The organism is Mesorhizobium sp. WSM4836 (genome assembly GCF_055811815.1).
The window spans coordinates 49993-75009 of the sequence record NZ_JBVVQF010000009.1; the positions used below are offsets into that span (position 1 = coordinate 49993).

The window sequence follows — 25017 nt, forward strand, 5'->3', positions numbered from 1 at the left end:
GCTCACCTCTCTCCCGGTCGATCGGCGCCGGGAAGCTTTGGGCCAGGCAGTTTTGGCAGGCCGAAAATCGAAAAATCGCCGGCACGCGCCGGCGCCTCCGTACGGATCGCGGCGCGCAGCCTTGCCGAGCGCGCCCGCGGATTTGCCGATATCTCGGCATCGCCAGGCGTCACGCCGCCGCCCTTCTTGGTGAAGGTGGCGGTGCGCGCCTGCGCCTCGGGCAGATGCCGCGATCCGGTCGCTGAATCGGCTCTGTCGGCAATGAAGCGCTTGACGATGCGGTCCTCGAGGGAATGGAAGGTCACCACGGCAAGCCGCCCGCCCGGTTTCAGCACGCGCTCGGCGGCAAAAAGCGCCTTGGCCAGTTCGCCGAGTTCGTCATTGACGAAGATGCGCAGCGCCTGGAAAACGCGGGTGGCCGGATGAATCTTCTCTTTCGGCGCGCGGCCGATATGCGTCTCGATGGCATCGGCAAGGTCGAGCGTGCGCTCGAAGGGGCGTTTTTCGCGACGGCTCTCGATCATGCGGGCGATGCGCCCGGCATGGCGTTCCTCGCCGAGAAAACCGAAGATGCGGGCAAGATCGCCCACCTTGAAGGTGTTGACGACATCGGCGGCACTTAGGCCCGCCTGCGCCATGCGCATGTCGAGCGGCCCATCGGCCCGGAACGAAAAGCCGCGCTCCGGCTGGTCGATCTGCATGGAGGAGATGCCGATGTCGAGCACGACGCCATCGGCGCTTTCAACCTGCTCGTCGAGGGTCGAGAACGGTGCCTGGACAAGCCTGAGCTTGCCGCCGGACTGCTGTTCAAGGGTCCGCCCCGCCGCGATCGCATCCGGATCGCGGTCGATGGCGACGACCGTGGCTCCGCTTGCCAGAATGGCCTTGGTGTAGCCGCCGTCACCGAACGTGCCGTCGACGATCACCTCGCCTTTTGTCGGCGCCAGCGCCTCCAGAACTTCGGGAAGGAGGACCGGAATGTGACGGGCTGGTCCGCCAACGGCATGAACTTCATCGCCGTCGCCCGCCATCATTCCGGCCGCTCCCCGGGCCTTTTCCCCTGCCGAAGCTGCAGAAGCCGGGCGCGTGCTTCCGTCCCGTAGGCGCTGAGCCGTCCCGGCTCCCAGATCTGAAAGAAATTGCCGCGGCCAACGAAGGCCACTTCCGCCGAAATGCCGGTATGCTCGCGAATGAAATCGCTCATCGTGATACGGCCGTCCTGGTCGAGCTTCAGAAACGTTCCATCGCCATGGCAGAAGAACGACATGTCGTCCGCCGTCTGCAGGAACGGGTCTTCCTGGGCGATACGCTGCTCGTAGCGATCGAGCAGGTCGAGCCCACCGACATCCATCGCCGGGCGATCCAGGCAGCGTAGCGCATAAAGTTCCGAATAGCCGCGTTTCTGCACAACGGCACGGAAATGCGCCGGCACGGACACCCGCCCCTTCGCATCGATCCTGTTCACCGCGTTCGACAGAAACCGGTCCATTACGCGTTGCGGCCGCTTGCGCCGCCGCACCCCTCTGCATCTTCCTGTCCGCGCCGCCCCGGCCCGGTCGCTGTCCCAAACTCACTTCGTTATGAGGGGCGAACGCAGGCAAACGCGCAGCCGCCGCGGCTGCCCGATTGGCGTACGCTTCACCCTGATACGGAACGAAGGCTTGAGTATCGGAATGGGATATCATGGGGTGTTATGGGCGTCAACGGGAACAGTCTTCAAAAACGCGCCTGCCACGACTGGGGAGAACAGCTTTGACGGCACTCCCGTCTTTATCCTCCATTAAGCCTAACGAAGCGTTTAGAGCCGTGTGGTCCAACCGGAGGCGGCTTGCTGCGGATCGCTGCCGCGCATAGCCTCGGCATCTTCTTTTCCGGTCAGTAACGAGGTTTGAAACCATGTCCGAAACAGCCAAGTCGCGCGCCGCGGCACTTCCCCATCTGCGTCGCGGCAGGCTTGCCAAGGGCGACCCGATCCCCTTGCCCCTGACGATGGCCGCGATCTTTCATGCGCCCGGCGACGCCACCGGCTTCGATCAATATGGCCGCTTCAGCAATCCGACCTGGGATGCGGTCGAGCACATGCTGGCGCATTTGGAAGACGCCCCATGCGTCGCCTTTCCCTCGGGGATGGCTGCCATCTCGGCGGTATTTTTCGGCCTGCTCAAGACCGGCGACCGTATCCTGCTGCCATCCGACGGTTATCATACGACGCGAGCGCTGGCAGACCGTTTCCTGAAGTCCTTCGGCGTCGCTTATGATGTCCGGCCGACGTCGAGCTTCCTCGACGGTGGCTTCGACGGGTATCGGCTTGCCTTCGTCGAAACGCCCGCCAACCCAGGACTGGACATATGCGACATCGCAGCTGTCGCCGAAGCGGTGCACAAAGCGGGCGCGGTGCTTGTGGTCGACAACACGACGATGACGCCTTTCGGCCAGCGCCCGCTCGATCTCGGCGCCGATATCGTCATTGCCGCCGACACCAAGGCTCCAAACGGCCATTCCGATGTGCTGTTCGGCCATGTCGCGAGCCGCGACGCGGACGTTATCTCGAGGGTGACCGACTGGCGCGAGACGTCGGGCGCCATCCCCGGGCCGTTCGAGGCATGGCTGGTGCATCGCGGCCTCGAAACGCTGGACGTGCGCTTCGACCGCATGTGCGCTTCCGCCGAAATGATAGCGCGACGGCTGAAAAACCATCGCGCGATCAGCGGCTTGCGCTTTCCGGGACTGGAGAGCGACCCATCGCACAATCTCGCCCGCGCCCAGATGGAGCGCTACGGATTTCTCATCTCGTTCGTGCTCGCCTCGGAGGACAAGGCCGAGGATTTCATCAACAACTGCGCCTTGATGCAGGCGGCGACATCGTTCGGCGGCGTGCACACCTCGGCCGAACGGCGATCAAAAAGGGGAGATGCCGTTCCACCCGGCTTCGTTCGCCTGTCGGTCGGCTGCGAGCCGGTGGAAGAGCTTTGGCAGGCGATCGAGGCGTCGCTAGACGCAATCGGTGGCTGAATCGGCAAACACGAATTCAGATCGTCGGCGTCGATCTTGCGCCGGCCGTGCAGCACGCGAACGATTTCGATCGCCTCTTCCCTGACACGATACAAGGTGAGGTATTCGCTGACGATCAGGTGACGGATGCCGAGCGCGATGTCTTCGCGCGGCGCGCCTGAGAAGGGATAAGTGACCACTTGCTGCCAACGGGCTTCGATCCGATCGAGCAACCGATCCGCTGCAGCCTCGCTGTCTTGCGCAACATAAAGCCAGATCGCGATCAAATCCTCTTCTGCATATGCAGTTCGGATGATGGGCAGCAAATTCATGCCGCGCTGTCGGGTTTCAATCGTCTCCGCGCTTCGGCCTTTATTTCGTCGATCGACGTAAACCGCCCCGGTCCGCTGTCGATCCCCTCCTGCACCAGTTTGCGCAATTCCTCGACCGTGTAGCCGAGCAGGTCGCGCCGATCCTTCCATTGCCTCAGCGCGTCGCGGATCACCTCGCTTGCCGAGGCATATTCGCCGGCGGCGACCACGTCGTCGACCGCCGCCGCCAGTTCCGGCGACAGCGTGATGCTGCGTTTATCGACCTGGCCCATGACGCGCTCCTCAGTACCGTCATCCAAATGGTACGATTTAATCGCACCATTTTCAAGGAATGCGCATTTTGGCTGCCGGTCGAGAATGAATCAACGGCTGCGCCCGAAGACGCAACCTGCTGATATCAGGAGATTTCCTTTTATCGGGAAAAACCGCCAGCTGGCCTGTAAGCCGGGTTCTGTATGGCCCTCGCCCCTTGCGGGGCGAGAACGTGGCGGCCATTCATCTTGGGCGCATGTTGCCATGCGCCTCACGCAACCTACCCGGACGGTGAGCCGGAAACAGCCCTCGAGGGGTTCCCCTCGCACCGCCCCTATTCGGTCTTGCTCCCGGTGGGGTTTACCGTGCCGCTCCTGTTGCCAGTCGCGCGGTGGGCTCTTACCCCACCCTTTCACCCTTGCCACGATCAGATCGTGGCGGTTTGCTTTCTGTGGCACTTTCCCTGGGGTCGCCCCCGCCGGCCATTAACCGGCACCGTGTCTCCATGGAGCCCGGACTTTCCTCACCCGCAGCCTTTCGGCTTCGCGGGTGCGGCCGCCCGGCCAGCTGGCAAGGCGTATAAAGGGGTTCAGGCCCGAAAAAGCAAGTTATCCCTTGTCAGGCGGGCGCTCCAAGTGCTGCCAGCTGCACCTTGACCTTGCCGCAATAGGCTGCGGACACCGGATTCATCCGTGTGGCGCCGTGGCCGGCATTGTATTTCAGGATTGTGCCGCAGGTCGTGCCGCCGCCGAGGTCCCGCGCCATGGCAAGGTACTTCATGCCGTATTTGATGTTGGTATCGGGATCGTAGAGACCCTGCACCGAACCGCTATAGCCCATCATCCTTGCCGTCGCCGGCTTGATCTGCATCAGGCCGATCTCGCCGGCGCTGCCGACCTGGTTCGGCTGGTAATTGCTCTCGATCTTGATGACGGCATTGGCGAGCGACACCGGCACGCCATAGCTGGCGGCATAACGGGCAATGATCGCCGAATACTGTCCGCTGCCGCCGACAACCGCCGCCTGGGGCGCTGGCCTGCTCTTGGGAGCGACTGAAGCCGTTGCCATGCGGTCGATGCGTTTGCGGTTACGCTTCACATGCGGTTTGGCGATTGTCTTTCTCGCAGCGGCTGGCTTTTTTGCAGAGGCTGGCCTTTTCGTCTTTACCACGGCCGCTTTTTCCACTTTTGCGGCGGCGGTCTTCTCTATTTTTGCACCACCTTTCGGCATGGCGGTTTTGCCGGCTGCGGCACTGAAGCCCTGATCGGCCCGCTGGCTCAGTGGTGCGCTGTTCGCTGCACTGAAGGCAAAAGTCATTACGCCGGCAGCAATGGCTGCCGTTAAAACGGTCAATTTCTGCATGTGATCCTGTTCTGTCTGATCGGCACAAAGAACTTCGCGCAGATACCCTCAATCAACATCTGAACATCTGGGGGATAGAGGTCCAACAATCTGTACGGATCGCCTTTGACAAAGGAATTGGCGCCAAAGAAGGCGAGACAAGTCACTTTGGGTAACAGATTGTAACTTTGAAGCTTGGGAAAGACTATTTGAGAGAGGCTATCCTTGCGGAAGCGAGCAGCCTTTCCAGCGTGCGGATCGTCGACCTGTCAGCCATGCCATCGACCAGGCGCTGCCGGAAATGCCGCTGAAATGCCTCGACCACGACTCCGGTCTGCCGGTCGAAAGCGCCGGTGATCTCGACGCCATAACCATAGAGCGCCAGCATCGACTGCAGCGCCTCGACCTCGGCGCCGGTATCGCCTGGCTTTAGCACGGCGCCGCGGCGGATCGGTGCTGCCGGCACAACATGGCCGATACCGGCGGCAAACAAGGCTTTCCATGGAAATTTCTCGCCCGGATCGACCTTGCGCCCCGGTGCCACGTCGGAATGGGCGAGCAGCCGCTGCGCCGGAATCGAATGGCGCTCGACGATGCCGGCGCACAGGCCGATCACCGCGTCGATCTGCTGTTTTGGAAAGTTGAGATAGCCGAGCGTATGCCCCGGATTGACGATCTCGATGCCGATCGAACAGGAGTTGATGTCGCTCTGTCCGAACCACGAGCTCTTGCCGGCATGCCAGGCGCGGTCGCTTTCCCTTACCATCTGAACAATGCGGCCGTCGTCATGGACCAGGTAGTGCGACGAGACCTCGTTTGCCGGATCGCACAACCATGCCTCGGCACCGGCGCCGGTTGCCATGCCGGTGTAGTGCAGCACGATCATATCGGGTCGGAGCGTCCCGCGCCGTGGTCCGAAATTCGGCGATACCCTGACCTCGGCGCTCGGCTCGTCGGGCGGAAAGCCGCTCATGCGTGCCGCAGGCCTCGCTCGATCATTTCGTAGGCCGCGTTGATCGCGGCCAGCCTGGTCGTCGCGATCTTGATGAATTCCTGCGGCAGGCCGCGTGCGATCAGCCGGTCCGGATGATTGTCGGAGACCAGCTTGCGGTAGCGCCTGCGGACCTCCTCGAACGGCTTCCCACGCTCAATGCCGAGCACGACATAAGGATCGGCGGCGCCCAGATCGACATGCCGCGCCAGGATGCTCTGGTAATGCGCCTCGTCGATGCGGAAGATCTCGGCGATGCGATGCAGGAATTGGCCCTCGCGCTCATGCACCAGCCCGTCGGCCTTGGCGATGTGGAACAGCCCGTCAAGTATGTCCTCGAGCATCAGGCAGTTCGAATGGCCTGAACCGCAAAGCTGCGCCATCCGCTCGGCATAGGTCTCGAAACCGGCAATGTCGCGTTTGGCCAAATCATAGAGCCGCGCCACATTGCGCCTCTGTTCCTTCGGCACCTCGAATATCTGCTGGAAGGCGCGCACCTCGTCTTGCGTGACGATGCCGTCTGCCTTGGCCATCTTGGCCGACAGGGCGATCATCGCCACCGAGAAGGCGACGCGGCGGCGCAAATCGGCATCGCCGGAGAAAACCGTGCGCACGGCCTCGACCACTTCGGCGACGCCTGACGACGCTGAAGATGAAACGCGTGTGACGAAGTCGCCGAGGCGGTCCCAAATCGACATGAGGGCTTCATAGGGCCAACCACCCATCGCTATCAAGCCAAGACAGTGCCGCAGGGCCTGGCCCAATCGATTTGGCGGAATGCCTGGGGCGGCTGGCGCTAGTGCTCACGTCGTCACAGTCGGCCGCAAGGCGCTGGTATCGTAGGCAGCAGAAAGGCCGGCCTGTGAGGCCGGCCTTTCCTTGGTTGTCACGTTGACTACTGAGCCGGAGCAGCCGGCGCAGGAGCAGGTTTTGCCGGAGCCGGCTCGGCAGGCTTGTTTGCGTCAGGAGCGGCCGGTTTCATCGTCTGGTCGGATGCGGGCGGGTTGGTGCTCTGCGTCGTGGTGTTGTCGGTGCCGCTGTTGCTGCAGGCCGCAAGGCCAAGCAAGGCAAGCGCCGAGACCGACGCAAGAATGAGTTTCTTCATGATATCTCTCCTCTGATCACGCCACCGTTACCGGCGACGATCGAGGACACAATGCATCAGGTCATGATGAGTTTCGTAACGTTGCGTTTCCGCGTGTAACATCAAGCGCTTGGCCGTACAAAGCGTTGAGCACTAACAGGATGCCTAAATGAAAATGCCCGGAGGCGCTGTCATGACTGCAAAATGGGATTTCTGGATCGACCGTGGCGGTACCTTCACCGATGTCATCGGCCGGGACCCGGAAGGCGGGCTGCATCCGAGGAAACTGCTTTCGGAAAATCCCGAAGCCTATGCCGACGCTGCCATCCAGGGCATTCGCGAACTGCTCGGCGTCCAGCCCGGCGCCCCAATCCCCCCCGCGCTGATCGGCGATGTCAAAATGGGCACTACGGTCGCCACCAATGCGCTCCTGGAGCGCAAGGGCGACCGCGTGCTGCTGCTCATCACCAAGGGCTTTCGCGACGCGCTGAGGATTGCCTACCAGGCCAGGCCCGACATCTTTGCCAAGCAGATCATCCTTCCCGAACAACTCTACGAGCGTGTCGTCGAAATCGACGAAAGGGTTCGCGCCGACGGCAGTGTCGAGCGCCTGCTCGATATCGCCGCCGTGCGCCCGGCCATTGAGCAAGCCAAGGCGGACGGCATCGATGCGGTCGCCATCGTCTTCATGCATGCCTGGAAACATCCCGAGCACGAAAAGGCGGTCGCCAAAGTCTGTCGAAAGCTCGGATTCTCGCAGGTCTCGGTCAGTCACGAGGTCTCGCCGCTGATCAAGTTGGTCGGCCGCGGCGACACCACGGTGGTCGACGCCTACCTGTCGCCGATCCTGTCCAGGTATGTGCAGAAGGTGGCGACGGAACTGGGCGTTTTCTCCCCCCTCGAGGGGGAGATGGCCGCAAGGCGGCCAGAGGGGGTCATCTCAGAAGGCACCGCAAGAACGTCGAGCACTGCCGCAGCGACCCCACCCGGCGGCTTTGCCGCCACCCTCCCCTCAAGGGGGAGGGAAAGCCCTCGCCTCATGTTCATGATGTCGTCGGGCGGCCTCACCGCCGCCGACATGTTCCAGGGCAAGGATGCGCTGTTGTCCGGTCCGGCCGGCGGCGTCGTCGGCATGGTCGAGACGGCAAAACTCGCCGGTTTCGGCAAGGTCATCGGCTTCGACATGGGCGGCACCTCCACCGATGTCGCGCACTATGATGGCGACTACGAGCGCGCCTTTGACACCGAGGTCGCCGGCGTGCGCATCCGCGCGCCGATGATGCGCATCCACACGGTCGCCGCCGGCGGCGGCTCGATCCTGGATTATGAGGCCGGCCGCTTCCGCGCCGGGCCGGATTCGGCCGGCGCCAATCCCGGCCCGGCCGCCTATAGGCGCGGCGGTCCGCTGGCGGTCACCGACGCCAACGTCATGCTGGGCAAGCTGCAGCCCGAGTTCTTCCCGGCTATTTTTGGACCGGGCCAGGACGAACCGCTCGACGTGCGGACGGTTCGCGAGAAATTCAGCGCACTTGCCGCCGAGATCGGCGACGGCCGCTCGCCGGAAGCCGTTGCCGAAGGGTTCATCACTATCGCCGTCGAAAACATGGCCAATGCCATCAAGAAGATTTCCGTGCAGCGCGGCTACGATGTCACCGAATACCTCCTGAACTGCTTCGGCGGCGCCGGCGGCCAGCACGCTTGCCTGGTCGCCGATGCGCTCGGCATGGAGGCGGTGCTGATCCATCCGTTCTCTGGCCTGCTCTCGGCCTACGGCATCGGACTAGCCTCTGTATTTGCGTCACGCCAGCAGGCGCTGCTGAAGCCGCTGGCGGAAGATTCCGCGCCGGCGATCGACGATCTCATCGCAACGCTGCGCAAAGCCGTCATCGACGAACTCGCCGCGCAAGGCATCACCGAAGACGCGGTCGCCTCGAGGCCGGTGCTGCAGATCCGTTATGACGGCACCGATACCGCCCTGCCCGTGAATTTTGGGCATGGCTCGACCGCGCAGGCCAAGGCGGACTTCGAACTGGCGCACAAGGCGCAGTTCGGTTTCATCTACGACGACAAGCCGATGATCGTCGAATCGGTCGGCGTTGAAGGTACCGATACCGGCGGCACCGGCCGCGACGAAAGCGATTCAGCTGTTGAAGACATGGCCGTAAGTCCTTCCGGGACCCGGAAAATCTTTGTCGACGGCGTCTGGCGCGGTGCCGGCATCTTTCCTCGCGAAACGCTGAAGCCCGGTAACAAGATCGCTGGCCCTGCTTTAATCATCGAGCCGAACCAGACCATTGTCGTCGAGCCCGGCTGGCAGGCCGAGATCACCGCCAAAAGCCACGTGTTGATGCGCCGCGTCGAGAAGAAGCGCCGGCACGCCGCACTCGGCACCGAAGCCGATCCGGTGATGCTGGAGGTCTTCAACAATCTGTTCATGTCGATCGCCGAGCAGATGGGCGTGACGCTGCAGAACACCGCCTACTCGGTCAATATCAAGGAGCGGCTCGACTTTTCCTGTGCCGTTTTCGACCGGAATGGCGCGCTGGTCGCCAACGCGCCGCACATGCCGGTACATCTCGGTTCCATGGACCGCTCGGTGGAGACCGTCATCCAGCTCAACTCCGGTGACATCCATCCCGGCGACGTCTTTGCCCTGAACGCGCCTTACAATGGCGGCACGCATTTGCCTGATATCACCGTGGTGACGCCTGTCTTCGAGGAAGAGCGCCCAATCTCCCCCCTTGTGGGGGAGATCGGCCAATCGCCGAATATCCTCTTCTACGTCGCTTCGCGTGGCCACCATGCCGATGTCGGCGGCACCGCGCCCGGCTCGATGACGCCACTTGCCACTACCGTCGACGAGGAAGGCGTGCTGTTCGATAATTTCCGCATCGTCGATCGCGGCCGGTTCCGCGAGCAGGACCTGGAGACGCTGCTCACCGACCACCCCTACCCAGCGCGCAATCCGCACCAGAACATCGCCGACCTCAAGGCGCAGATCGCCGCGAACGAAAAAGGCGTTGCCGAGCTGCGCAAGATGGTCGCGCATTTCGGCCTCGGCGTGGTCGAAGCCTATATGGGCCACGTCCAGGACAATGCCGCCGAAAGCGTGCGCCGCGTTCTGGAGCGGCTGCCCGACCGTTCCGAATACGAATATCCGACCGACACCGGCCAAATGATCAAGGTGAAGATATCGGTCGACCGGCGGAAGCGCGAAGCGACCGTCGACTTCACCGGGACATCGCCTGTGATGAAGAACAATTTCAATGCACCAGAGCCGGTCGCCCGTGCCGCGGTGCTTTATGCCTTCCGCGTCATGGTCGAAGACAACATCCCGATGAATGCCGGATGCCTGCGGCCGATCAACATCGTTATCCCGGACGGCTCGATGTTGAAGCCCGCCTATCCCGCGGCAGTCGTCGCCGGCAATGTCGAGACCTCGCAGCACGTCACCAACGCGCTGTTCGGCGCGATGAGGGCGATGGCCAATGCGCAAGGCACGATGAACAATCTCACCTTCGGCAACAAGCAGTACCAGTATTACGAGACGATCTGCTCGGGCTCGCCGGCCGGCCGGATGAACGACGGCCGCGGCTTTGCCGGCACGTCCGGTGTCCACACCCATATGACCAATTCGCGCCTGACCGATCCGGAAGTGCTGGAACTGCGTTTCCCGGTATTGCTCGAGGATTTTCATATCCGCGAAGGCTCCGGCGGCAAAGGCAAATGGAATGCCGGCGATGGCACCAAACGCACCATCCGCTTCCTCGAAAAGATGGATTGCGCGATCCTGTCCTCGCATCGCAATCGCCCGCCGCGAGGGCTGGACGGCGGCGGCGATGGCGAAGCCGGTTCGACCAAGGTCCGCCGCAAGACCGGCGTGATCGAGACGCTGAAGGCGTGCGACCAGACCGTGCTCGACGCCGGCGAGGCGGTCATCGTGACGACACCGACGCCGGGTGGGTTTGGCAAGGCCTGAACTCGCGTCAACAGGCTGTCACTGGCCTGTCATGACCCTGCGCTACCCGCTTGCGGCAAAGCAAACGGGGAATCGCCTTGCCATGACGGACATTTCTGGGGAACTGGTTTTTCGCCGCGGCAAGGAAGTCGGCAAGGCCGTCTACCAGAACCGCCCGCTGTCGAAGGCCGGCATCTCCGAGCGGCTCTTTGCCTTTCTGTTCTCCGGCCTCGTCTATCCGCAGATCTGGGAAGACCCCGAAATCGACATGGACGCGATGCAGCTCGGGACGGGCCACCGTATCGTCACCATCGCCTCCGGTGGCTGCAACATCCTCGCCTATCTCACCCGGTCGCCGGAAAGGATCGATGCCGTCGACCTCAACGCTGCCCACATCGCGCTGAACCGCATGAAGGTCGAAGCCGTCCGTCACCTGCCGTCGCAGGGCGATTTGTTCCGTTTCTTCGGCGCGGCTGAGACCGGGCACAACTCGCAGGCCTACGATCGCTTCATCGCACCGCATCTCGACCCGGTCAGCCGGAATTATTGGGAGCGCCGCAACTGGCGCGGCCGTCGCCGCATCGCCGTCTTCGACCGCAATTTCTACCAGACCGGCCTGCTCGGCCTGTTCATCGCCATGGGCCACCGCACCGCAAAAGTCTTCGGCGTCGACCCGGCCGGCATCATGGACGCCAAGAGCATCGCCGATCAGCGCCGCTTCTTCGACGAAGAGCTGGCGCCGGTCTTCGAAAAACCGCTGCTGAAATGGGCGACCTCGCGAAAAGCCTCGCTGTTCGGCCTCGGCATTCCGCCGGCCCAGTACGATTCGCTGATCACCTCGGGTGACGGCACCATGGCCAGCGTCCTGAAGGCCCGGCTGGAAAAGCTCGCCTGCGATTTTCCGCTGAAGACCAACTATTTCGCCTGGCAGGCTTTTGCCCGCCGCTACCCTAATCCGGGCGAGGCCGCCCTGCCCGCCTATCTCGAAAAGCGCAACTACAAGACGATCCGCAACAATGTCGATCGCGTCGCCATCCACCACGCCAATCTGATCGAGTTCCTTGGCGGCAAGGATGCCGGTTCCGTCGATCGCTTCGTGCTGCTCGATGCACAGGACTGGATGACCGACGACCAGCTTAACGGGTTGTGGGCCGAGATCACCCGAACCGCCTCCACCGGCGCCCGCGTCATCTTCCGCACCGCGGCTGAACCGAGCCTGTTGCCCGGCCGCGTCTCGAATTCGCTGCTCGACCAGTGGCGCTACGAGAACGACGCCTCGCGCGAGTTTTCGGCCCGCGACCGCTCGGCCATCTATGGCGGCTTCCATCTCTACGTGAAGCAGGACGCATGAGCGCGACCGAGTTGCCGGCCAGCCATGCCGAACTAATGGACGGCGTCTACCGCTGGCAGCGTCATATCTATGACCTGACCCGCAAATATTATTTGCTCGGCCGCGACCGGCTTATCGCCGGCCTGGATGTGCCGGCCGGCGGCACCGTGCTCGAGCTCGGCTGCGGCACCGGCCGAAACATCATCCTCGCCGCCCGCCGCTATCCCGGCGCTCGCTTCTTCGGCCTCGATATTTCGGCCGAGATGCTGGAGACGGCCACCGCCGCCCTTGCCCGTGAGGGCCTGTCGGGCGGCGTCACCCTGGCGCGCGGCGACGCCACTGATTTCGACGCAAAGGCGCTGTTCGGCGTCGAAAGTTTCGACCGCGTCTTTGTCTCGTATTCGCTGTCGATGATCCCCGGCTGGGAGAAGACGGTATCAGCCGCACTTGCAGCCCTGTCGCCCGGCGGCTCGCTGCATATCGTCGATTTTGGCCAGCAGGAGGCCCTGCCTGGCTGGTTCCGCATGCTGCTGCGCGGCTGGCTGAAAAAATTCCATGTCGAGCCGCGTCAATCGTTGCGCGCGGTTCTGGATTCGGAATCTGCAAGAGTTGGCGCAAGCTTCCGTTTCCAAACGCTTTATCGCGGCTATGCGTGGCTGGCCGTGATCGGCCCAGGTCGATAGCCAGGATGTATCGAGATTCAGGTCAGGCCGAGTCGAAAACGGTGGGTTCCGAGAACCGGAGCGGAGCGTAACTTTTGAGTACGTGAGCACCGGAAGCGCAGGAAACCGCCGTTTGCAGGCCGGCATCACCTAGATATTGATACAGCCTAATGCAGCGCCTTGACCAGCGCCGCCACCATAGCCTGCGGCCGGTAGCCGAGCCTGGCCGGCGTCAGTCCGAGCCGCACCACAACCAGTCGCTCCGAAGGGACGATGGCGACCGTTTGTCCGTCATGCCCCTCCATCCAGTAGGTGTCCTTGGGCAGGCCGGCGGCAATGCCGGCGCCGGGGTTTTCTTCGTCGCCGGGCCCTTCTATCCATAATTGTCCCCTGCCGTAGACCTTCGAGGCAGTTGCCGGTTCTGTCATCCAGTCGACGAAGCCGGCGGGCAGGATCTCCTTGCCGTTCCAGACGCCCCCCTGCAACAGGAACTGGCCGAAGCGCGCCCAGTCGCGTGCCGTGGCATAGAGATAGGATGAGCCGACGAAGGTGCCGTGCTCGTCGGCTTCAAGCACCGCGCTGTGCATGCCGAGCGGATCGAACAGCGCGGTCCTCGGCCAGGCCAGCGCCTTGTCCTTGTCGCCGATCGCGTCCTGCCACAATCGAGACAGCATCATCGCCGTGCCGCTCGAATAGGAAAACGCCTTGCCGACCTCGCCGGTCAGCGGCTTGGACCCGGCAAAGTCCGCCATGTCCGGTTCGAGATAGAGCATCCGCGTTACGTCGGCGACGTCGCCATAATCCTCGTTAAATTCCAGCCCGCTCGACATCGCCATCATGTCGGCGAGGCTGATCATGGCGCGCCCATCTCGCTTCCAGGGACCGAACAGGCCCTGGTTGGTCATCGCCAGCTTGCCGTCCTTCACCAGCGTGCCGATGATCGCCGCATTCACCGTCTTGGTCATCGACCAGCCCAACAGCGGCGTCTTTTCGGAAAAGCCGTCGCCATAGCGCTCTGCGACGATGCGGCCGTTCTTGACCACCACCACCGCCCGCATCCCGGCGCCGGTCATTGCTGGATCGTCGAGGATCTTCGCGACCTCAGGATCCTGCGAGGCACCGACATCGTCGCCTTCCGCCCAGATCGTATCGGGCAGCGGCGCCGGCGTCGGTGCAGCTCCCGCGATGACCTTGGCGGCGGCAATATCGCCGTCCGGAACCGAGGCGCAGCCGAGCCCGTCGCGCGCAACCGCGACACTCTTGCCGAGCACGCCGAACAGGCCCGCCGAAACCGTTGCTTTCTCCTTGTCGACCGACACCCTCATCAGCTTCAGCAGCGGATGACCCGGCGCCTGAACATCGACGGCAAGCACGTCGTCGGCGTCTCGGCCTGCGATGAAGACGTTCGAACAGACGATCTTGGCCGCATAGCCGGAACCGACGCGGATCAGTTCCGGCGGCGCGAAAAACAGCCAGGCGGCGAGTATCGCGGCGGCCAGCACAGCCAGGCCGAGCAGCCATTTGACGAACTTCAAAAGGATCTGCATTTCGAGTTCCCCCCGGCGCGCTCTATCTATGTCATCGATTTGCCGCCATTGTTTCGGCAAAATCGCGGCTCTTGTCGAGCGCCGTCAACCGAATATCAACCATCATCGGCGATCACAGATGCATGTCGCCCAAAAGCATGCCCTTCCGAGCGTGCGCAGCGGTTTTGGGACAACGACATGCACAGATAAATGAGCCAAGCGCGTCGAAGCGACGCGCTTGGGACAGACCGGGCGATCCTGTGGGGTGACCGTCCGGCGGGGCTTGAATGCATGCATCCCAAACCGCGCAACGGTTTGGGAACGCATGAAACGAAGATCAAGGCGCATCGCGTAGGTCGGTTTCAGACACGCTGCGCCCGGTCGAGGGGCCACCCGCGGAAAGACCCATCAGCGGCCGGCTGAAACCGGCTCGGGAAGTAGCGATGCGCCGTTTCGCGGTTCTCATCACGCTGACGCTGCTTGGTGGCTGCTCCACGGTCGAGGATCTGACGCCATCGCTGTCGTCATCCAGCGCCCCGACGGTTGCGGTACGCGCGCCGCGTTTTGCCGATTCCGACCCGCATGAATGGGACAGCGGCGCACCGTGGAGCTATGCCGTCCACGGCACCGACGTCTCCAAATACCAGACATCAATCGACTGGCCGGCGGCCAGGGCCAGCGGCATCTCCTTCGCCTTCATCAAGGCAACCGAGGGCGGAGACCGGTTCGATGAAGCTTTCAACGAGCATTGGAGCCGCACCAAAGCCTCAGGCATCCCTCGCGCCGCCTATCACTTCTTCTACTTTTGCACGCCGGCCGCTACCCAGGCGCGCTGGTTCATCCAGAACGTGCCCAGAGACAGCTCGGCCATGCCGCCGGTTCTCGACATGGAATGGAACCCGAAATCGCCGACCTGCAAGCTGCGGCCCGATCCCGCCACGGTACGCAGCGAGATGAGCACATTCCTCGAAATCGTCGAAAAACACTACGGCAAGAAGCCGATCATCTACACGTCGGTCGACTTCTTCGAAGATAATGGTTTATCGGGTTTCCGCGGCTACCCCTACTGGCTGCGTTCCGTCGCCGGGCATCCGCGCCAGAAATACGGCAGCCATCCCTTCACCTTCTGGCAGTATACCGGAACGGGTGTCGTGCCGGGCATGGCCGGAAACGCCGACATCAGCGTCTTCAACGGCTCCGAAGCCGCCTGGAAGAAGTGGCTGCGGCAGAACACCCGTTGACACCGGGCCTGTCGCCTGCTTTTCGACACAGCCAATGACGAATGCCTGCAACCGCCGGTAATCTTCTTGGAAGGATAGCGATGCGATTGCGCTTTGGAATTCTCGCGGCGCTGCTGCTGACCGCCGTCCCGGCCGCGGCACAGCAATGCGGCGGCGATTTCGAGGCATGGAAGCACGGCATGGCGGCGGAGGCCAGGGCGGCCGGGGTCGGCGCTGCCGGCCTTGATGCGCTGGAAAACGCCACTCTCGATGAGAAGGCATTGGCACGCGACCGCGCCCAGGGCGTCTTCACCCAGACCTTCATCGAATTCTCGAACCGCATGATCTCGTCGCATCGACTGAAGCAAGGTGCGGCCAATCTGCAAAAATATGCCGAGGTCTTTGCCCGCGCCGACCGCGAATTCGGCGTGCAGGCGCCGGTCATTTCCGCTTTCTGGGCCCTGGAAACCGATTTTGGCGCCGTGCAGGGCGATTTTCATACGCTGAACGCGCTGGTGAGCCTCTCGCATGACTGCCGCCGCCCGCAGCTGTTCCGGCCGCAGATCGTGCCGCTGCTGATGTTGATCGATCGCGGCGTGGTGCCGGCCGACGTCACCGGTGCCTGGGCCGGCGAGATCGGCCAGACGCAGATGTTACCTTCCGACTATCTCGGTCACGGCGTCGACGGCGACGGCGACGGCCTGGTCGACCTGCGCGGCAGCGCGGCTGATGTGATCATGAGCACGGCCAGCAAGATCCAGTCGCGCGGCTGGAAGCGCGACCAGCCCTGGATCGAGGAAGTCCGTGTGCCCGAGGATTTGCCGTGGGAGCAGACGGGGCGCACCAACAAGCTGCCGTTGACGCAGTGGGCCCAATGGGGCGTTACCAGGCCCGACGGCACACCGCTTCTCGACAACGGCCTGAAGGCCGGCCTGGCGCTGCCCATGGGTCGCAACGGGCCAGCCTTCCTGGCCTACGACAATTTCGACGTCTATCTCGAATGGAACCAGTCCTTCACCTATGCCCTGACCGCGGCAAATCTTGCCGCCCGGCTTGGGGGCGCGCCGCGATTCGATCCGCGCGACCCCGAACCCGGCCTCAATGCCGACCAGATGAAGGCGCTGCAGACCAAGCTCGAGGCGAGAGGCTATGACGTCGGCACCGTTGACGGCATCCTGGGCACCAACACCCGCGAAGCAATCCGAAAGGAGCAGATGCGGCTGGGCTTGCCGGTCGACGGCTGGCCGACGCCGGAGCTGCTGGCGAGGCTGTGAGGTGGTGAGTAGGGAATGGGGAATGGGGAAAAGAATAGCACCGGAGCCGCACAGAACACCAGAGCTACTACTATTCACTATTCACTATTCACTATTCACTATTCACTATTCACTATTTCACATCACCGCCTCGCCAGCAGGAAATCGATGAACGCTCGCAGCGGCGGGGGAACCTGCCGGGAACTCGCGTGATATAGATAAAAACCCGGAAATCTCGGCGACCAGGCTTCGAGAAAACGGATGAGCCTTCCCGCCTCGATCCACGGCCGGACCTGATATTCCAGCATGTACGCCACGCCGACCCCATCCAGAACCGCCCCGATCATCAGGTCCGTATCGTTGACCGTCAGGCCGCCGCTGACGGCCACTTCCAAGGCACGTTGGCCTCGGGCGAACTCCCATCGATAGAGATTGCCGCCGCTCGGCCACTGGAAATTGATGCACTGGTGCTGATGCAGGTCCGCGGGGTGACGACGGGGCATCGGATGATGCTCCAGATAGCTCGGCGCCGCCACGGCGGCCATCTCGAGTTCCTCGCTGAGTTTCACCGCCACCATGTCCTTGTGCAGCCGCTCACCCAATCTGATTCCGGCATCGAAGCGGCCCTCGACGATGTCGGTGAGCATGTCGTCGACAATGATCGTGAGGGCGATGTCGGGATAGGCGCGGCGGAAATCGCCGAGGATGGGCGCGATGAAACGCGTGGCGGCAATGCGCGGAACGTTGATGCGCAGCGAGCCTGCCGGCCGGCCGCGTGATGCATGAGCATCCGCGACGGCCCCTTCCAATTCGCTGAATGCCGATGCGATGCGGGCAAACAGCTTCTCGCCCTCGGCGGTCGGCGACATGCTGCGCGTGGTGCGGTTAAGCAGGCGGACACCGAGACGCTCTTCCAGCCCGCGTATCGTCTGGCTGAGTGCTGGAGGCGAAATCCTGAGCTTGGCCGCGGCGCGGACAAAGCTTCCCTCTTCGATGATTGCTGCAAATGCCGTGAGTTCGGAAAACTCGGTTCCTCTCATTATGTACCTCAGGCCTAACAAGTCATTTAAATAATAGGCTATTTTCTGAGCAATAGCATGGCCCTAGCTTTCCCTGGAACGCCGCTCGATCGAGGCGGCCGCAGTCAGACGAAGGAACAGCCATGCATCGTGCACTCGAAGGCAAGACCGCACTTGTGACCGGCAGTTCGCGCGGCATCGGACGCGCCGTCGCGGAGGGGCTCGCAGCCAAGGGTGCTGCCGTGGTCGTCAACTATGTCGGCAACGAGAAGGCAGCCCGGGAAGTCGTTGCCGCCATTGAAGGGAATGGCGGCAAAGCCATCGCCATGCAGGCGGATGTCTCCAGCGTCCCCGACATTCGCAAGCTGTTCGACGAAACCGAAAGGCAGATGGGGCCGATCGACATCGTCGTCGCCAATGTCGGTGTCGCCGTCATGAAGCCGCTCGTCGAGGCCACAGAAGCGGACTTCGATCATGTCTTCGGCGCCAATGCCAAGGGTACCTTCTTCACGCTTCAGGAAGCCGCGCGCCGCGTTCGCGACGGTGGGCGCATCATTGCCGTCTCCACCGGTGGAACGAAGATGTTCTTCACGCAGACGGCGCTTTATCTCGGCAGCAAGGGAGCCGTCGAGCAGTTCGTCCGCGTTCTCTCGCGCGAACTCGGCCCGCGCGCCGTTACCGTGAATGCGCTTTCGCCAGGCTTCACCGACACCGACCTGCTTCCGGAGCGGGACCGGACCGTGGCCGCCGGCATGTCGCCCTTCGGCAGGATCGGAACGCCGCGCGACGTCGCCGACGTCGCGGTTTTCCTCGCTTCGGACGAAGCTCGCTGGCTGACCGGCGAGAATATCAAGGCAGGCGGCGGAGTAGCGTGACTAGTGGAGTAGTGAGTAGTGAGCTGCTTCTATTCACTATTCCACTCTTCACTAATCCGCCATCGTCTCCAGGCTGGCAAACCCCTGCGGGGCATCGCCTTCGTCGAATGGCGTCGCCACCTCGACGAAGGTGTCGGGATAGAAGCCGTTGAACCGTGTCCGGAGCGACAGCGAATAGGCGCCGATATGGCCGATCTCGATCCAGTCGCCGGTATCGACGGTTTCCGGCAGCCAGAACGGCCGCGACAATATATCGACGGAATCGCAGGTCGCGCCGCAGACCTTGAACGGCACGATGGTCTTGTCCTCGCCGTTGCGCGAGCGGATCGCCGGATCAGGGATGAAGCGCGCCGGCAGCGTGATCTTGCCGGTCCATGAATCCGACAGCGACGCCCAGATGCCATCATTAATGTAGAGCCTTTTGCCCTTGCGCAGCAGCACGCGCACGATCAGCGACAGGCAGCGTGCCACGATCACCCGGCCGGGCTCGGCCACCAGCGGCATCTGGTCGAACTGGTACTCCTGGAGGTCGCCCGATAATCGCGACATGATCTGGCCGAGCGATGGCATGTCCGGTTTGCGGCTGTTTGGATCATGACCGTATTCGGCGGGAAAGCCGCCGCCGACGTCGAGCCCGGCAATGTCGAAGCCGACGCGGTTGCGCACCCAGTCGGCCGACGCCAGCGCCCGCTCATAGGTGTCGGGATCCTCGATCTGGCTGCCGACATGAAAGCATAGCCCGACCTTATAGCCGGTCCGGTTCAGCCGTTCGGCGAGTTCCACCGCATTGGCCGGTCCGGCGCCGAACTTCTTCGACAGTTCGTAGGCCGCCGAGCCTTTCGTCTGGATGCGCACGAACACTGTGATCGCGCCCGGATCGATGTCGAGCGCCCGCACCACCCTGGTCAGCTTGGTGATCTCGTCCTCATGATCGAGCGAAATGACGCGGATGGCGTATTTTTCCAGCGCCAGCCTGATGTCCGACTGCGCCTTGACCGGGTGCATGTAGAGCATCTCGGCGTCCGGCGAGACGGCGCGCACGGCGGCGAATTCGCCGGGCGAGGCCACATCGAAGGCGCTGACGCCGGCCTCGACCAGGGCGTTGAGCACGATCTGCTCGCCATTGGTCTTGACCGCATAGGCGGTCTTGCCGGGAAACATGCCCATGAACTGTTTGGCGTCCGCCTTCAGCACCTGCGGGCGGAAGCAATAGATCGGATCGTCCGGGCGAAGCGCCAGCGCCGCCTCGCGGGCATTTTCGAATCGCTGCATGGACGAATCCCTTGACTGAGGCTGCGCACAATTAATCCAAGCTAGCGGCTAATGAAAACAATTCTATGTCTCGCCGCCCCGGCTTCGCGGCGCTACGCCGTTTGTACGCCGGTTGTGAGCGAGCTAGGCCATCGCTCAGGTTTCGGGTGGCCCTTGCCGCCGGATCGGGTATGGCGTGAACAGACGCCTGAAGAGCAAGCATCTCGTCTGGGAGGACGACCAATGGCGATAGCCGTCACCACCACAATGCGCGGGCCGATGGTGCTCAAGGACTGGGCGCAGCTTCTGCTGCTCAGCGCCATCTGGGGCGGTTCGTTCTTCTTTGCCCGCATTGCGGTGGCAGAACTTCCGCCGCTGGTGCTGGTGCTGTTCCGCGTCACCATCGCAGCGGCGGCACTTCAGCTCTATCTTGCGGTTCGCGGCCCGTCCTTTCGCCTCGCTTTGCCGCATGCCGGCCTGTTCTTCCTGCTGGCGCTCGCCAACAATGTCATCCCTTTCTCGCTGATCTTTGCCGGCCAGACCGAGCTTGGCGCCGGCGTCGCCTCGGTGCTCAATTCGACGACGCCGTTCTGGACACTGATCCTCGCCAACGCCCTGACAAGCGACGAAAAGCTGTCGTGGAACAAGCTTGCCGGCATCGCCCTCGGCATCTCGGGAACGGCGGTGATGATCGGTCCCGGGCTGATTGCCGGGCTCGGCGGTCCGGTCTGGGCGAAATTCGCGCTGATCGGTGCCTCGGTTTCCTATGCGGTTGCGCTGATGATTGCCCGCCGCTTCAAGGGTGTGCCGTCACCAGTCATTGCCACCGGCCAATTGACTTGCTCGACGATCATCATGGTCCCGGTCGTGCTGCTTACCCATGGCCCCGCCAATCTGTTTTCGGCCTCGCCGCCGGTGTGGGCGGCGGTGCTGGCGCTGGCGCTGCTGTCGACCGCTTTCGCCTATATCCTCTATTTCAACCTTGTCGCCTCGGCCGGCGCCACCAACGCCTCGCTCGTCACGCTCATCGTGCCGGCCAGTGCCATCCTGCTCGGCTTCCTGTTCCTGGGCGAACGGCTCGAACTGTTCGAATTGGGCGGCATGGCGCTGATCGCGCTCGGCCTCGTCACCATCGACGGTCGCCTGTTTGGACGGCGCTAAAGCATGTTCCCAAATGTCTGCTCGAAATCGATTCGATTTTGCCGCGGTAGCGCTGCCATTCTCGTCACTGCCCCGGCTTTGCCACAAATTATTCACAGGTCCCGCGCCGGCTTTTGATCAAGAGTTTCAACGCCTAACGGCAAACGGCAGGTCGCAAATTCCACAATCTTGTCGCATTGCAGCAAAGTTTCTGCTTGCCTGTGGCACAAATGACCCTAGACTCTCGCCATAGCTCTTTAAGAGGAGGCTATGACATGGGACTGACGAGGCCGATCAACGCATTGATGATTTGTGCTGCGTTTGCATTCATCGGCGCCCTCATTATGGGCGTCCTTCCATAAGGCCGCTGAGCGGGGGAAGACCAGCACCTGATACTCCAAACCATTGAAAAGGCCGGGCATTTTGCCCGGCCTTTTGCATTCCCGATCTTTGACATTTCAAAAAGGAGCTTGCCGCTTTAGGCTGCGGCGGATCCGGCCGCCTCGACTTCGTGCGACCTGATGCCGATCATGTGGCAGATGGCAAAGACCAGATCGGCCCGGTTCATCGTGTAGAAGTGGAAATCGCCGACGCCGCGTTCGACAAGGTCCAGTACCTGCTCGGCCGCCACGGCCGACGCCACCAGCGCATGCGTTTGAGGATCGTTCTGCAGCCCATCGAAACGCTCGGCCAGCCATGCCGGCACCAAGGCGCCGCACCGCGCCGAGAAGTTGGCGACCTGAGTGAAATTGTGCACCGGCAATATGCCCGGCACAATCGGTATGTAGATGCCGGCCCGCCGTGCCCGCTCGACATAGCGCTCATAGAGATCGTTGTCGAAGAAGAACTGGGTGATCGCCCGCGTCGCTCCGTTGTCGGCCTTGCGCTTCAGCATGTCGAAATCGGTGGCGAAATCCGGGCTTTCCGGATGTTTTTCCGGATAGGCCGAGACCGATATGTCGAAATCGCCGGCGCCCTTCAGCGCATCGACCAGTTCGGCGCCATTGGCATAGCCTTGCGGATGCGGCCGGTAGGCCGCGCCGACGCCCTCGGCCGGATCGCCGCGCAGGGCGACGAAACGCTTTACGCCCATATCGGCGAACTCCCGGATCACCGCGTCGACCTCGTGACGCGCCGCGTCGACGCAAGTCATGTGCGCCGCCGGCGTCAGCGTCGTTTCGTTCAGGATACGCTTGACGGTGCGGGCCGTGCGCTCGCGGGTCGAACCACCGGCGCCATAGGTGACGGAGACGAATTTCGGCTTGAGCGGTTCCAGCCGGGTGACCGTGTCCCACAGCCTTGCTTCCATCTCGTCGTTTTTCGGCGGAAAGAACTCGAACGAAACCCTGACCTTGTCGCCGATATCGGGGCGGCGGGAGAAGCGGAACTGGTTCATCAGGCGGTTTCCCCTATCGGATACGCATTGGCCGGTTGTCTGTCGTTGGAAGGCTCGGCAATCAGCATGCGCCGATCGCGGCCGAGCCAGAGTTTGACGGTGAGCTTGGCCTCGTTGCCGCCGCGCGGCTCAAATTCCTGGCTGTCCTCAAGGTCGAGGCCGGCCTCGGAAAACCAGTCGCCAATTTGCCGGTCGGAAAAGCCGAGGCGCATATGCGCGTGCTCCTCGCGCAAGAACTCCAGCGTGTGCGGCGCGAAATCGACGATCACCAGCCGGCCGGCCGGGCGCAACAGACGCGCCGCCTCGCGGATGGCGCGGGCGGGATCGTCGAGATAATGCAGCACCTGATGGATGGTAACGAGATCGAAGGCGTCGCGCTCCACCGGCGGCGCAAAAATATCGCCCTGCCGCACCTGCGCATTCGAAACGCCGGCCTTGTCGAGATTGGCGCGCGCCACGGTCAGCATCTCGCGCGACATGTCGATGCCGACACCGCGCCGATAGAGCGGCGAAAATATCTCGAGCAGCCGTCCGGTGCCGGTGCCGAGATCGAGCATTGACTGGAACGGCCGCTTGCCGACGAGCTTGACCAGTGCTGCTTCGACGGCGCGGTCCGGCACATGCAGCGAGCGGATATGGTCCCAACTTGCGGCGTTTACCGAGAAATATTCGGCAGCCCGGTCCTGCCGCTTGCGCTTGACCGCGGCCAGCCGTTCGAGATCACGCTCGACCTGCGGATCGGCGCCGCGGATGCCGGAAACCAGCCTGAGCACGAAATCGCGCGAGGAGTCGGAATCCGAAAGCCGGAAGAAAGCCCACGAGCCCTCCTGGTAGCGGCCGATCAGCCCGGCCTCCAGCAGCAATTTCAAATGGCGCGAGACGCGCGGCTGCGACTGGCCGAGGATTTCGGTGAGATCGGACACGGTCAGATCGCCGCGCGACAGCAGCGCCAATATGCGCAGCCGGCTGGATTCGGCAGCCGCCTTCAATGTATCTACCATCGTGTCGAGAGCGACATGCATGCGAGCATTCTCTTTGAAAAGATATAAACATATGTTTATGTCGGTTTTGATAGGCTTGCAAGGGCTATGTCGCTTCCGGACAAGAAAATGACGCATGCGTGGCGGACCGCGCAAGGCCGCAAGAATGATTGAGGCGGGACCCATGTTCGAAACGCGCAGCGGCGAAAAACTTCTGGAAACCGACCCGGCAACGATGCCGCCGGATGGCCATGTCGTCTTCATCGGCCGCATCGCCTCGCCCTGGACGACACGGGAAACCTGCCCCAAAAACATGAAGGCCGCGCGGGAGACGGGACAGCCGGCGGCTCTCGTGATCGACCCGCATTATCGTGATGGCCTGCTTGGGTTGGAACGTGCCAGCCACGTCACCATCCTGTCCTGGCTGCACCATGCGCCGCGGCAACTGATTGTGCAGAAACCCCGCCATGCCACGGAGCCGAAAGGCGTCTTTTCGCTGCGCTCCCCTGCCAGGCCGAACCCAATTGGGCTGCATGTCGCCAGGCTGGTTGCCGTCGACATCGACACCGGCCGCGTCGAGCTTGACGCCATCGACGTGCTCGACGGCACGCCGGTCATCGACATCAAGCCCTATTTCGCCTCGACCGATGCCTTCGCCGAGGCGACCATGGCGGGGCGCGACGAGTCGTCCAGATCGGACGGGCAGTGAGCGCCCCGACCGGGCGCCGCCGCGCCATCGCCAAGGCGCTGACAGCGCTTCTGCCGCTGGCGCCCTATGCCGACATGGAAAGGATCCGTGCCGATGCCGGCGCCGTGCACATGAAGACCTTGCCGCCGAGCATTGCCGTTTGGCTGGCGACGATTGCGCATATTCGCCACGCCCACACCGACTACGAAAAGCTGCTGGCCGAAGGCTATGATCGCGATTCCGCGCGGTTCTTCGTCATCGAACAAACCAACATCGTGCTAACCCGCTGGCGCGCCACCCGTTTGCTCGACGATGAGGATGAGGCGTAGAGGATGGCAAGCACACGCGTCGACTTCTGCGGCGCCCCCTCTGTCCCGCCGACGTCAGGCACCAAAAAACCCGCCTCGATGGGCGGGTCGTTGGAGCCAATTAGCACCATACCCAGATTAGTAGCATAGCTGCCGGCACAAAGCAAGAACAAAATTGCTTCTTCAGCGAAGAATCGTGGCTTCATTCCAGCTTGGGGTTCCTCGCCCCCACGAAAGTGGGGAGAGGTGGCTCGGCGAAGCCGAGACGGAGAGGGGGACTGCGCTCTACGAAAGAGCCCCTCTCCGGGCGCGGGGCCGCCCCCCCCCCCCCCCCGGGGGGGGGGGGGGGGGGCCCCGGGTTGGTGGGGGGGGGGGGGGGGGGGGCCCCCGCCCCGGGCGGGGGTGGGGTGGGGTGGGAAC

22 protein-coding genes, 1 other RNA gene and 1 pseudogene are annotated in these 25017 nt (G+C 62.9%); 10 read left to right on the forward strand and 14 right to left on the reverse strand.

All coding sequences use genetic code 11. The features are described from left to right. Positions 1-2: 2 nt before the first annotated feature. Together rsmH and mraZ are read right to left on the reverse strand one after the other, a co-directional pair. Positions 3-1034 (reverse strand): 16S rRNA (cytosine(1402)-N(4))-methyltransferase RsmH, encoded by a 1032-nt coding sequence (rsmH, locus tag AC0L2P_RS13035; protein ID WP_473501638.1) that lies wholly within the window; start codon positions 1032-1034, stop codon positions 3-5. Beyond that, a complete protein-coding gene (gene mraZ, locus AC0L2P_RS13040; RefSeq protein ID WP_473501640.1) occupies positions 1031-1489 on the reverse strand; it encodes a division/cell wall cluster transcriptional repressor MraZ in 459 nt (152 codons plus the stop codon). Before mraZ ends, rsmH begins: the two co-directional genes overlap by 4 nt. 407 nt (positions 1490-1896) lie before the next feature. Here mraZ and AC0L2P_RS13045 point away from each other — a divergent pair, with 407 nt between their 5' ends. Continuing rightward, a complete protein-coding gene (locus tag AC0L2P_RS13045) occupies positions 1897-3012 on the forward strand; it encodes a cystathionine gamma-lyase (protein ID WP_473501641.1) in 1116 nt (371 codons plus the stop codon). 47 nt (positions 3013-3059) lie between these two features. On the opposite strand, the pseudogene AC0L2P_RS13050 reads toward AC0L2P_RS13045, so the two are convergent. The 7 genes and pseudogenes from AC0L2P_RS13050 to AC0L2P_RS13080 form a co-directional block, all read right to left on the reverse strand. Beyond that, positions 3060-3323: pseudogene (locus tag AC0L2P_RS13050) on the reverse strand (type II toxin-antitoxin system RelE/ParE family toxin); the annotation flags it as partial. Next, the gene (locus AC0L2P_RS13055) at positions 3320-3595 is read right to left on the reverse strand and encodes a type II toxin-antitoxin system ParD family antitoxin (protein WP_473501642.1); all 276 of its coding nucleotides are present in this window, start codon (positions 3593-3595) and stop codon (positions 3320-3322) included. The gene AC0L2P_RS13055 and the pseudogene AC0L2P_RS13050, both read right to left, overlap by 4 nt. A 152-nt stretch (positions 3596-3747) precedes the next feature. After that, an RNA gene (rnpB, locus tag AC0L2P_RS13060) (RNase P RNA component class A) lies at positions 3748-4146 on the reverse strand. A 47-nt stretch (positions 4147-4193) separates the two neighbouring features. Beyond that, positions 4194-4937, reverse strand: a complete 744-nt coding sequence (locus tag AC0L2P_RS13065) for a lytic transglycosylase domain-containing protein (RefSeq protein ID WP_473501643.1) — start codon at positions 4935-4937, stop codon at positions 4194-4196. Positions 4938-5121: 184 nt separating this feature from the next. Further along, positions 5122-5889, reverse strand: coding sequence for an N-acetylmuramoyl-L-alanine amidase (locus tag AC0L2P_RS13070; RefSeq protein WP_473501644.1), 768 nt, complete (start codon positions 5887-5889; stop codon positions 5122-5124). Next, positions 5886-6605 carry a TerB family tellurite resistance protein gene (locus AC0L2P_RS13075; RefSeq protein ID WP_473501645.1) on the reverse strand — a complete coding sequence of 240 codons (720 nt, stop codon included), beginning with the start codon at positions 6603-6605 and terminating at the stop codon, positions 5886-5888. Before AC0L2P_RS13075 ends, AC0L2P_RS13070 begins: the two co-directional genes overlap by 4 nt. Positions 6606-6802: 197 nt before the next feature. Then, on the reverse strand, positions 6803-7012 hold the full coding sequence (locus tag AC0L2P_RS13080; RefSeq protein ID WP_473501646.1) for a hypothetical protein: 210 nt from the start codon (positions 7010-7012) through the stop codon (positions 6803-6805). Positions 7013-7184: 172 nt separating this feature from the next. Here AC0L2P_RS13080 and AC0L2P_RS13085 point away from each other — a divergent pair, with 172 nt between their 5' ends. The 3 genes from AC0L2P_RS13085 to AC0L2P_RS13095 are packed head-to-tail and all read left to right on the forward strand — an operon-like array spanning position 7185 to position 12962. Further along, positions 7185-10970 carry a hydantoinase B/oxoprolinase family protein gene (locus AC0L2P_RS13085; protein WP_473501647.1) on the forward strand — a complete coding sequence of 1262 codons (3786 nt, stop codon included), beginning with the start codon at positions 7185-7187 and terminating at the stop codon, positions 10968-10970. Positions 10971-11001: 31 nt separating this feature from the next. Beyond that, positions 11002-12300 carry a BtaA family protein gene (locus AC0L2P_RS13090; protein WP_473501648.1) on the forward strand — a complete coding sequence of 433 codons (1299 nt, stop codon included), beginning with the start codon at positions 11002-11004 and terminating at the stop codon, positions 12298-12300. Next, on the forward strand, positions 12297-12962 hold the full coding sequence (locus AC0L2P_RS13095) for a class I SAM-dependent methyltransferase (RefSeq protein ID WP_473501649.1): 666 nt from the start codon (positions 12297-12299) through the stop codon (positions 12960-12962). Before AC0L2P_RS13090 ends, AC0L2P_RS13095 begins: the two co-directional genes overlap by 4 nt. Before the next feature lie 146 nt (positions 12963-13108). Here the strand turns inward: AC0L2P_RS13095 and AC0L2P_RS13100 are convergent, their stop codons facing one another. Continuing rightward, positions 13109-14488, reverse strand: coding sequence for a serine hydrolase domain-containing protein (locus AC0L2P_RS13100; protein WP_473501650.1), 1380 nt, complete (start codon positions 14486-14488; stop codon positions 13109-13111). Positions 14489-14910: 422 nt separating this feature from the next. Between AC0L2P_RS13100 and AC0L2P_RS13105 the strand changes: the two genes are divergently transcribed. Both AC0L2P_RS13105 and AC0L2P_RS13110 read left to right on the forward strand, forming a co-directional pair. After that, on the forward strand, positions 14911-15708 hold the full coding sequence (locus AC0L2P_RS13105; RefSeq protein WP_473501652.1) for a glycoside hydrolase family 25 protein: 798 nt from the start codon (positions 14911-14913) through the stop codon (positions 15706-15708). An 80-nt stretch (positions 15709-15788) separates the two neighbouring features. Continuing rightward, positions 15789-16961: a lytic murein transglycosylase gene (locus tag AC0L2P_RS13110; RefSeq protein WP_473501653.1), complete on the forward strand. Its 1173-nt coding sequence runs from the start codon at positions 15789-15791 to the stop codon at positions 16959-16961. A gap of 122 nt (positions 16962-17083) precedes the next feature. Here the strand turns inward: AC0L2P_RS13110 and AC0L2P_RS13115 are convergent, their stop codons facing one another. Next, positions 17084-17980, reverse strand: a complete 897-nt coding sequence (locus AC0L2P_RS13115) for a LysR family transcriptional regulator (RefSeq protein ID WP_473501654.1) — start codon at positions 17978-17980, stop codon at positions 17084-17086. Between the two features lie 122 nt (positions 17981-18102). Here AC0L2P_RS13115 and AC0L2P_RS13120 point away from each other — a divergent pair, with 122 nt between their 5' ends. Then, positions 18103-18834, forward strand: coding sequence for an SDR family oxidoreductase (locus tag AC0L2P_RS13120; protein WP_473501655.1), 732 nt, complete (start codon positions 18103-18105; stop codon positions 18832-18834). 51 nt (positions 18835-18885) lie between these two features. On the opposite strand, the gene AC0L2P_RS13125 is transcribed toward AC0L2P_RS13120, so the two are convergent. Beyond that, the gene (locus AC0L2P_RS13125) at positions 18886-20106 is read right to left on the reverse strand and encodes an alanine racemase (RefSeq protein WP_473501656.1); all 1221 of its coding nucleotides are present in this window, start codon (positions 20104-20106) and stop codon (positions 18886-18888) included. Between the two features lie 222 nt (positions 20107-20328). On the opposite strand from AC0L2P_RS13125, the gene AC0L2P_RS13130 reads away from it, so the two are divergent. Then, the gene (locus tag AC0L2P_RS13130; RefSeq protein ID WP_473501657.1) at positions 20329-21246 is read left to right on the forward strand and encodes a DMT family transporter; all 918 of its coding nucleotides are present in this window, start codon (positions 20329-20331) and stop codon (positions 21244-21246) included. A 457-nt stretch (positions 21247-21703) separates the two neighbouring features. Here AC0L2P_RS13130 and metF read toward each other — a convergent pair whose 3' ends face one another. Together metF and AC0L2P_RS13140 are read right to left on the reverse strand one after the other, a co-directional pair. Further along, on the reverse strand, positions 21704-22621 hold the full coding sequence (metF, locus tag AC0L2P_RS13135; RefSeq protein WP_473501658.1) for a methylenetetrahydrofolate reductase [NAD(P)H]: 918 nt from the start codon (positions 22619-22621) through the stop codon (positions 21704-21706). Continuing rightward, positions 22621-23643, reverse strand: a complete 1023-nt coding sequence (locus AC0L2P_RS13140; RefSeq protein ID WP_352516842.1) for an ArsR/SmtB family transcription factor — start codon at positions 23641-23643, stop codon at positions 22621-22623. Before AC0L2P_RS13140 ends, metF begins: the two co-directional genes overlap by 1 nt. A 142-nt stretch (positions 23644-23785) precedes the next feature. Between AC0L2P_RS13140 and tsaA the strand changes: the two genes are divergently transcribed. After that, entirely contained in the window at positions 23786-24310 is a 525-nt protein-coding gene (tsaA, locus tag AC0L2P_RS13145; RefSeq protein WP_473501659.1) for a tRNA (N6-threonylcarbamoyladenosine(37)-N6)-methyltransferase TrmO, read from the forward strand. After that, positions 24307-24618, forward strand: a complete 312-nt coding sequence (locus AC0L2P_RS13150) for a DUF2293 domain-containing protein (protein ID WP_473501660.1) — start codon at positions 24307-24309, stop codon at positions 24616-24618. The genes tsaA and AC0L2P_RS13150 overlap by 4 nt, the downstream gene beginning before the upstream one ends. Positions 24619-25017 lie beyond the last annotated feature (399 nt).

Excerpts from the sequence above, each read along its gene's own strand:
- rsmH (WP_473501638.1), bottom strand. The coding sequence starts at position 1,034 with ATGATGGCGGGCGACGGCGATGAAGTTCATGCCGTTGGCGGACCAGCC.
- mraZ (WP_473501640.1), bottom strand. The coding sequence starts at position 1,489 with ATGGACCGGTTTCTGTCGAACGCGGTGAACAGGATCGATGCGAAGGGG.
- AC0L2P_RS13045 (WP_473501641.1), top strand. The coding sequence starts at position 1,897 with ATGTCCGAAACAGCCAAGTCGCGCGCCGCGGCACTTCCCCATCTGCGT.
- AC0L2P_RS13055 (WP_473501642.1), bottom strand. The coding sequence starts at position 3,595 with ATGGGCCAGGTCGATAAACGCAGCATCACGCTGTCGCCGGAACTGGCG.
- AC0L2P_RS13065 (WP_473501643.1), bottom strand. The coding sequence starts at position 4,937 with ATGCAGAAATTGACCGTTTTAACGGCAGCCATTGCTGCCGGCGTAATG.
- AC0L2P_RS13070 (WP_473501644.1), bottom strand. The coding sequence starts at position 5,889 with ATGAGCGGCTTTCCGCCCGACGAGCCGAGCGCCGAGGTCAGGGTATCG.
- AC0L2P_RS13075 (WP_473501645.1), bottom strand. The coding sequence starts at position 6,605 with ATGTCGATTTGGGACCGCCTCGGCGACTTCGTCACACGCGTTTCATCT.
- AC0L2P_RS13080 (WP_473501646.1), bottom strand. The coding sequence starts at position 7,012 with ATGAAGAAACTCATTCTTGCGTCGGTCTCGGCGCTTGCCTTGCTTGGC.
- AC0L2P_RS13085 (WP_473501647.1), top strand. The coding sequence starts at position 7,185 with ATGACTGCAAAATGGGATTTCTGGATCGACCGTGGCGGTACCTTCACC.
- AC0L2P_RS13090 (WP_473501648.1), top strand. The coding sequence starts at position 11,002 with ATGACCCTGCGCTACCCGCTTGCGGCAAAGCAAACGGGGAATCGCCTT.
- AC0L2P_RS13095 (WP_473501649.1), top strand. The coding sequence starts at position 12,297 with ATGAGCGCGACCGAGTTGCCGGCCAGCCATGCCGAACTAATGGACGGC.
- AC0L2P_RS13100 (WP_473501650.1), bottom strand. The coding sequence starts at position 14,488 with ATGCAGATCCTTTTGAAGTTCGTCAAATGGCTGCTCGGCCTGGCTGTG.
- AC0L2P_RS13105 (WP_473501652.1), top strand. The coding sequence starts at position 14,911 with ATGCGCCGTTTCGCGGTTCTCATCACGCTGACGCTGCTTGGTGGCTGC.
- AC0L2P_RS13110 (WP_473501653.1), top strand. The coding sequence starts at position 15,789 with ATGCGATTGCGCTTTGGAATTCTCGCGGCGCTGCTGCTGACCGCCGTC.
- AC0L2P_RS13115 (WP_473501654.1), bottom strand. The coding sequence starts at position 17,980 with ATGAGAGGAACCGAGTTTTCCGAACTCACGGCATTTGCAGCAATCATC.
- AC0L2P_RS13120 (WP_473501655.1), top strand. The coding sequence starts at position 18,103 with ATGCATCGTGCACTCGAAGGCAAGACCGCACTTGTGACCGGCAGTTCG.
- AC0L2P_RS13125 (WP_473501656.1), bottom strand. The coding sequence starts at position 20,106 with ATGCAGCGATTCGAAAATGCCCGCGAGGCGGCGCTGGCGCTTCGCCCG.
- AC0L2P_RS13130 (WP_473501657.1), top strand. The coding sequence starts at position 20,329 with ATGGCGATAGCCGTCACCACCACAATGCGCGGGCCGATGGTGCTCAAG.
- metF (WP_473501658.1), bottom strand. The coding sequence starts at position 22,621 with ATGAACCAGTTCCGCTTCTCCCGCCGCCCCGATATCGGCGACAAGGTC.
- AC0L2P_RS13140 (WP_352516842.1), bottom strand. The coding sequence starts at position 23,643 with ATGCATGTCGCTCTCGACACGATGGTAGATACATTGAAGGCGGCTGCC.
- tsaA (WP_473501659.1), top strand. The coding sequence starts at position 23,786 with ATGTTCGAAACGCGCAGCGGCGAAAAACTTCTGGAAACCGACCCGGCA.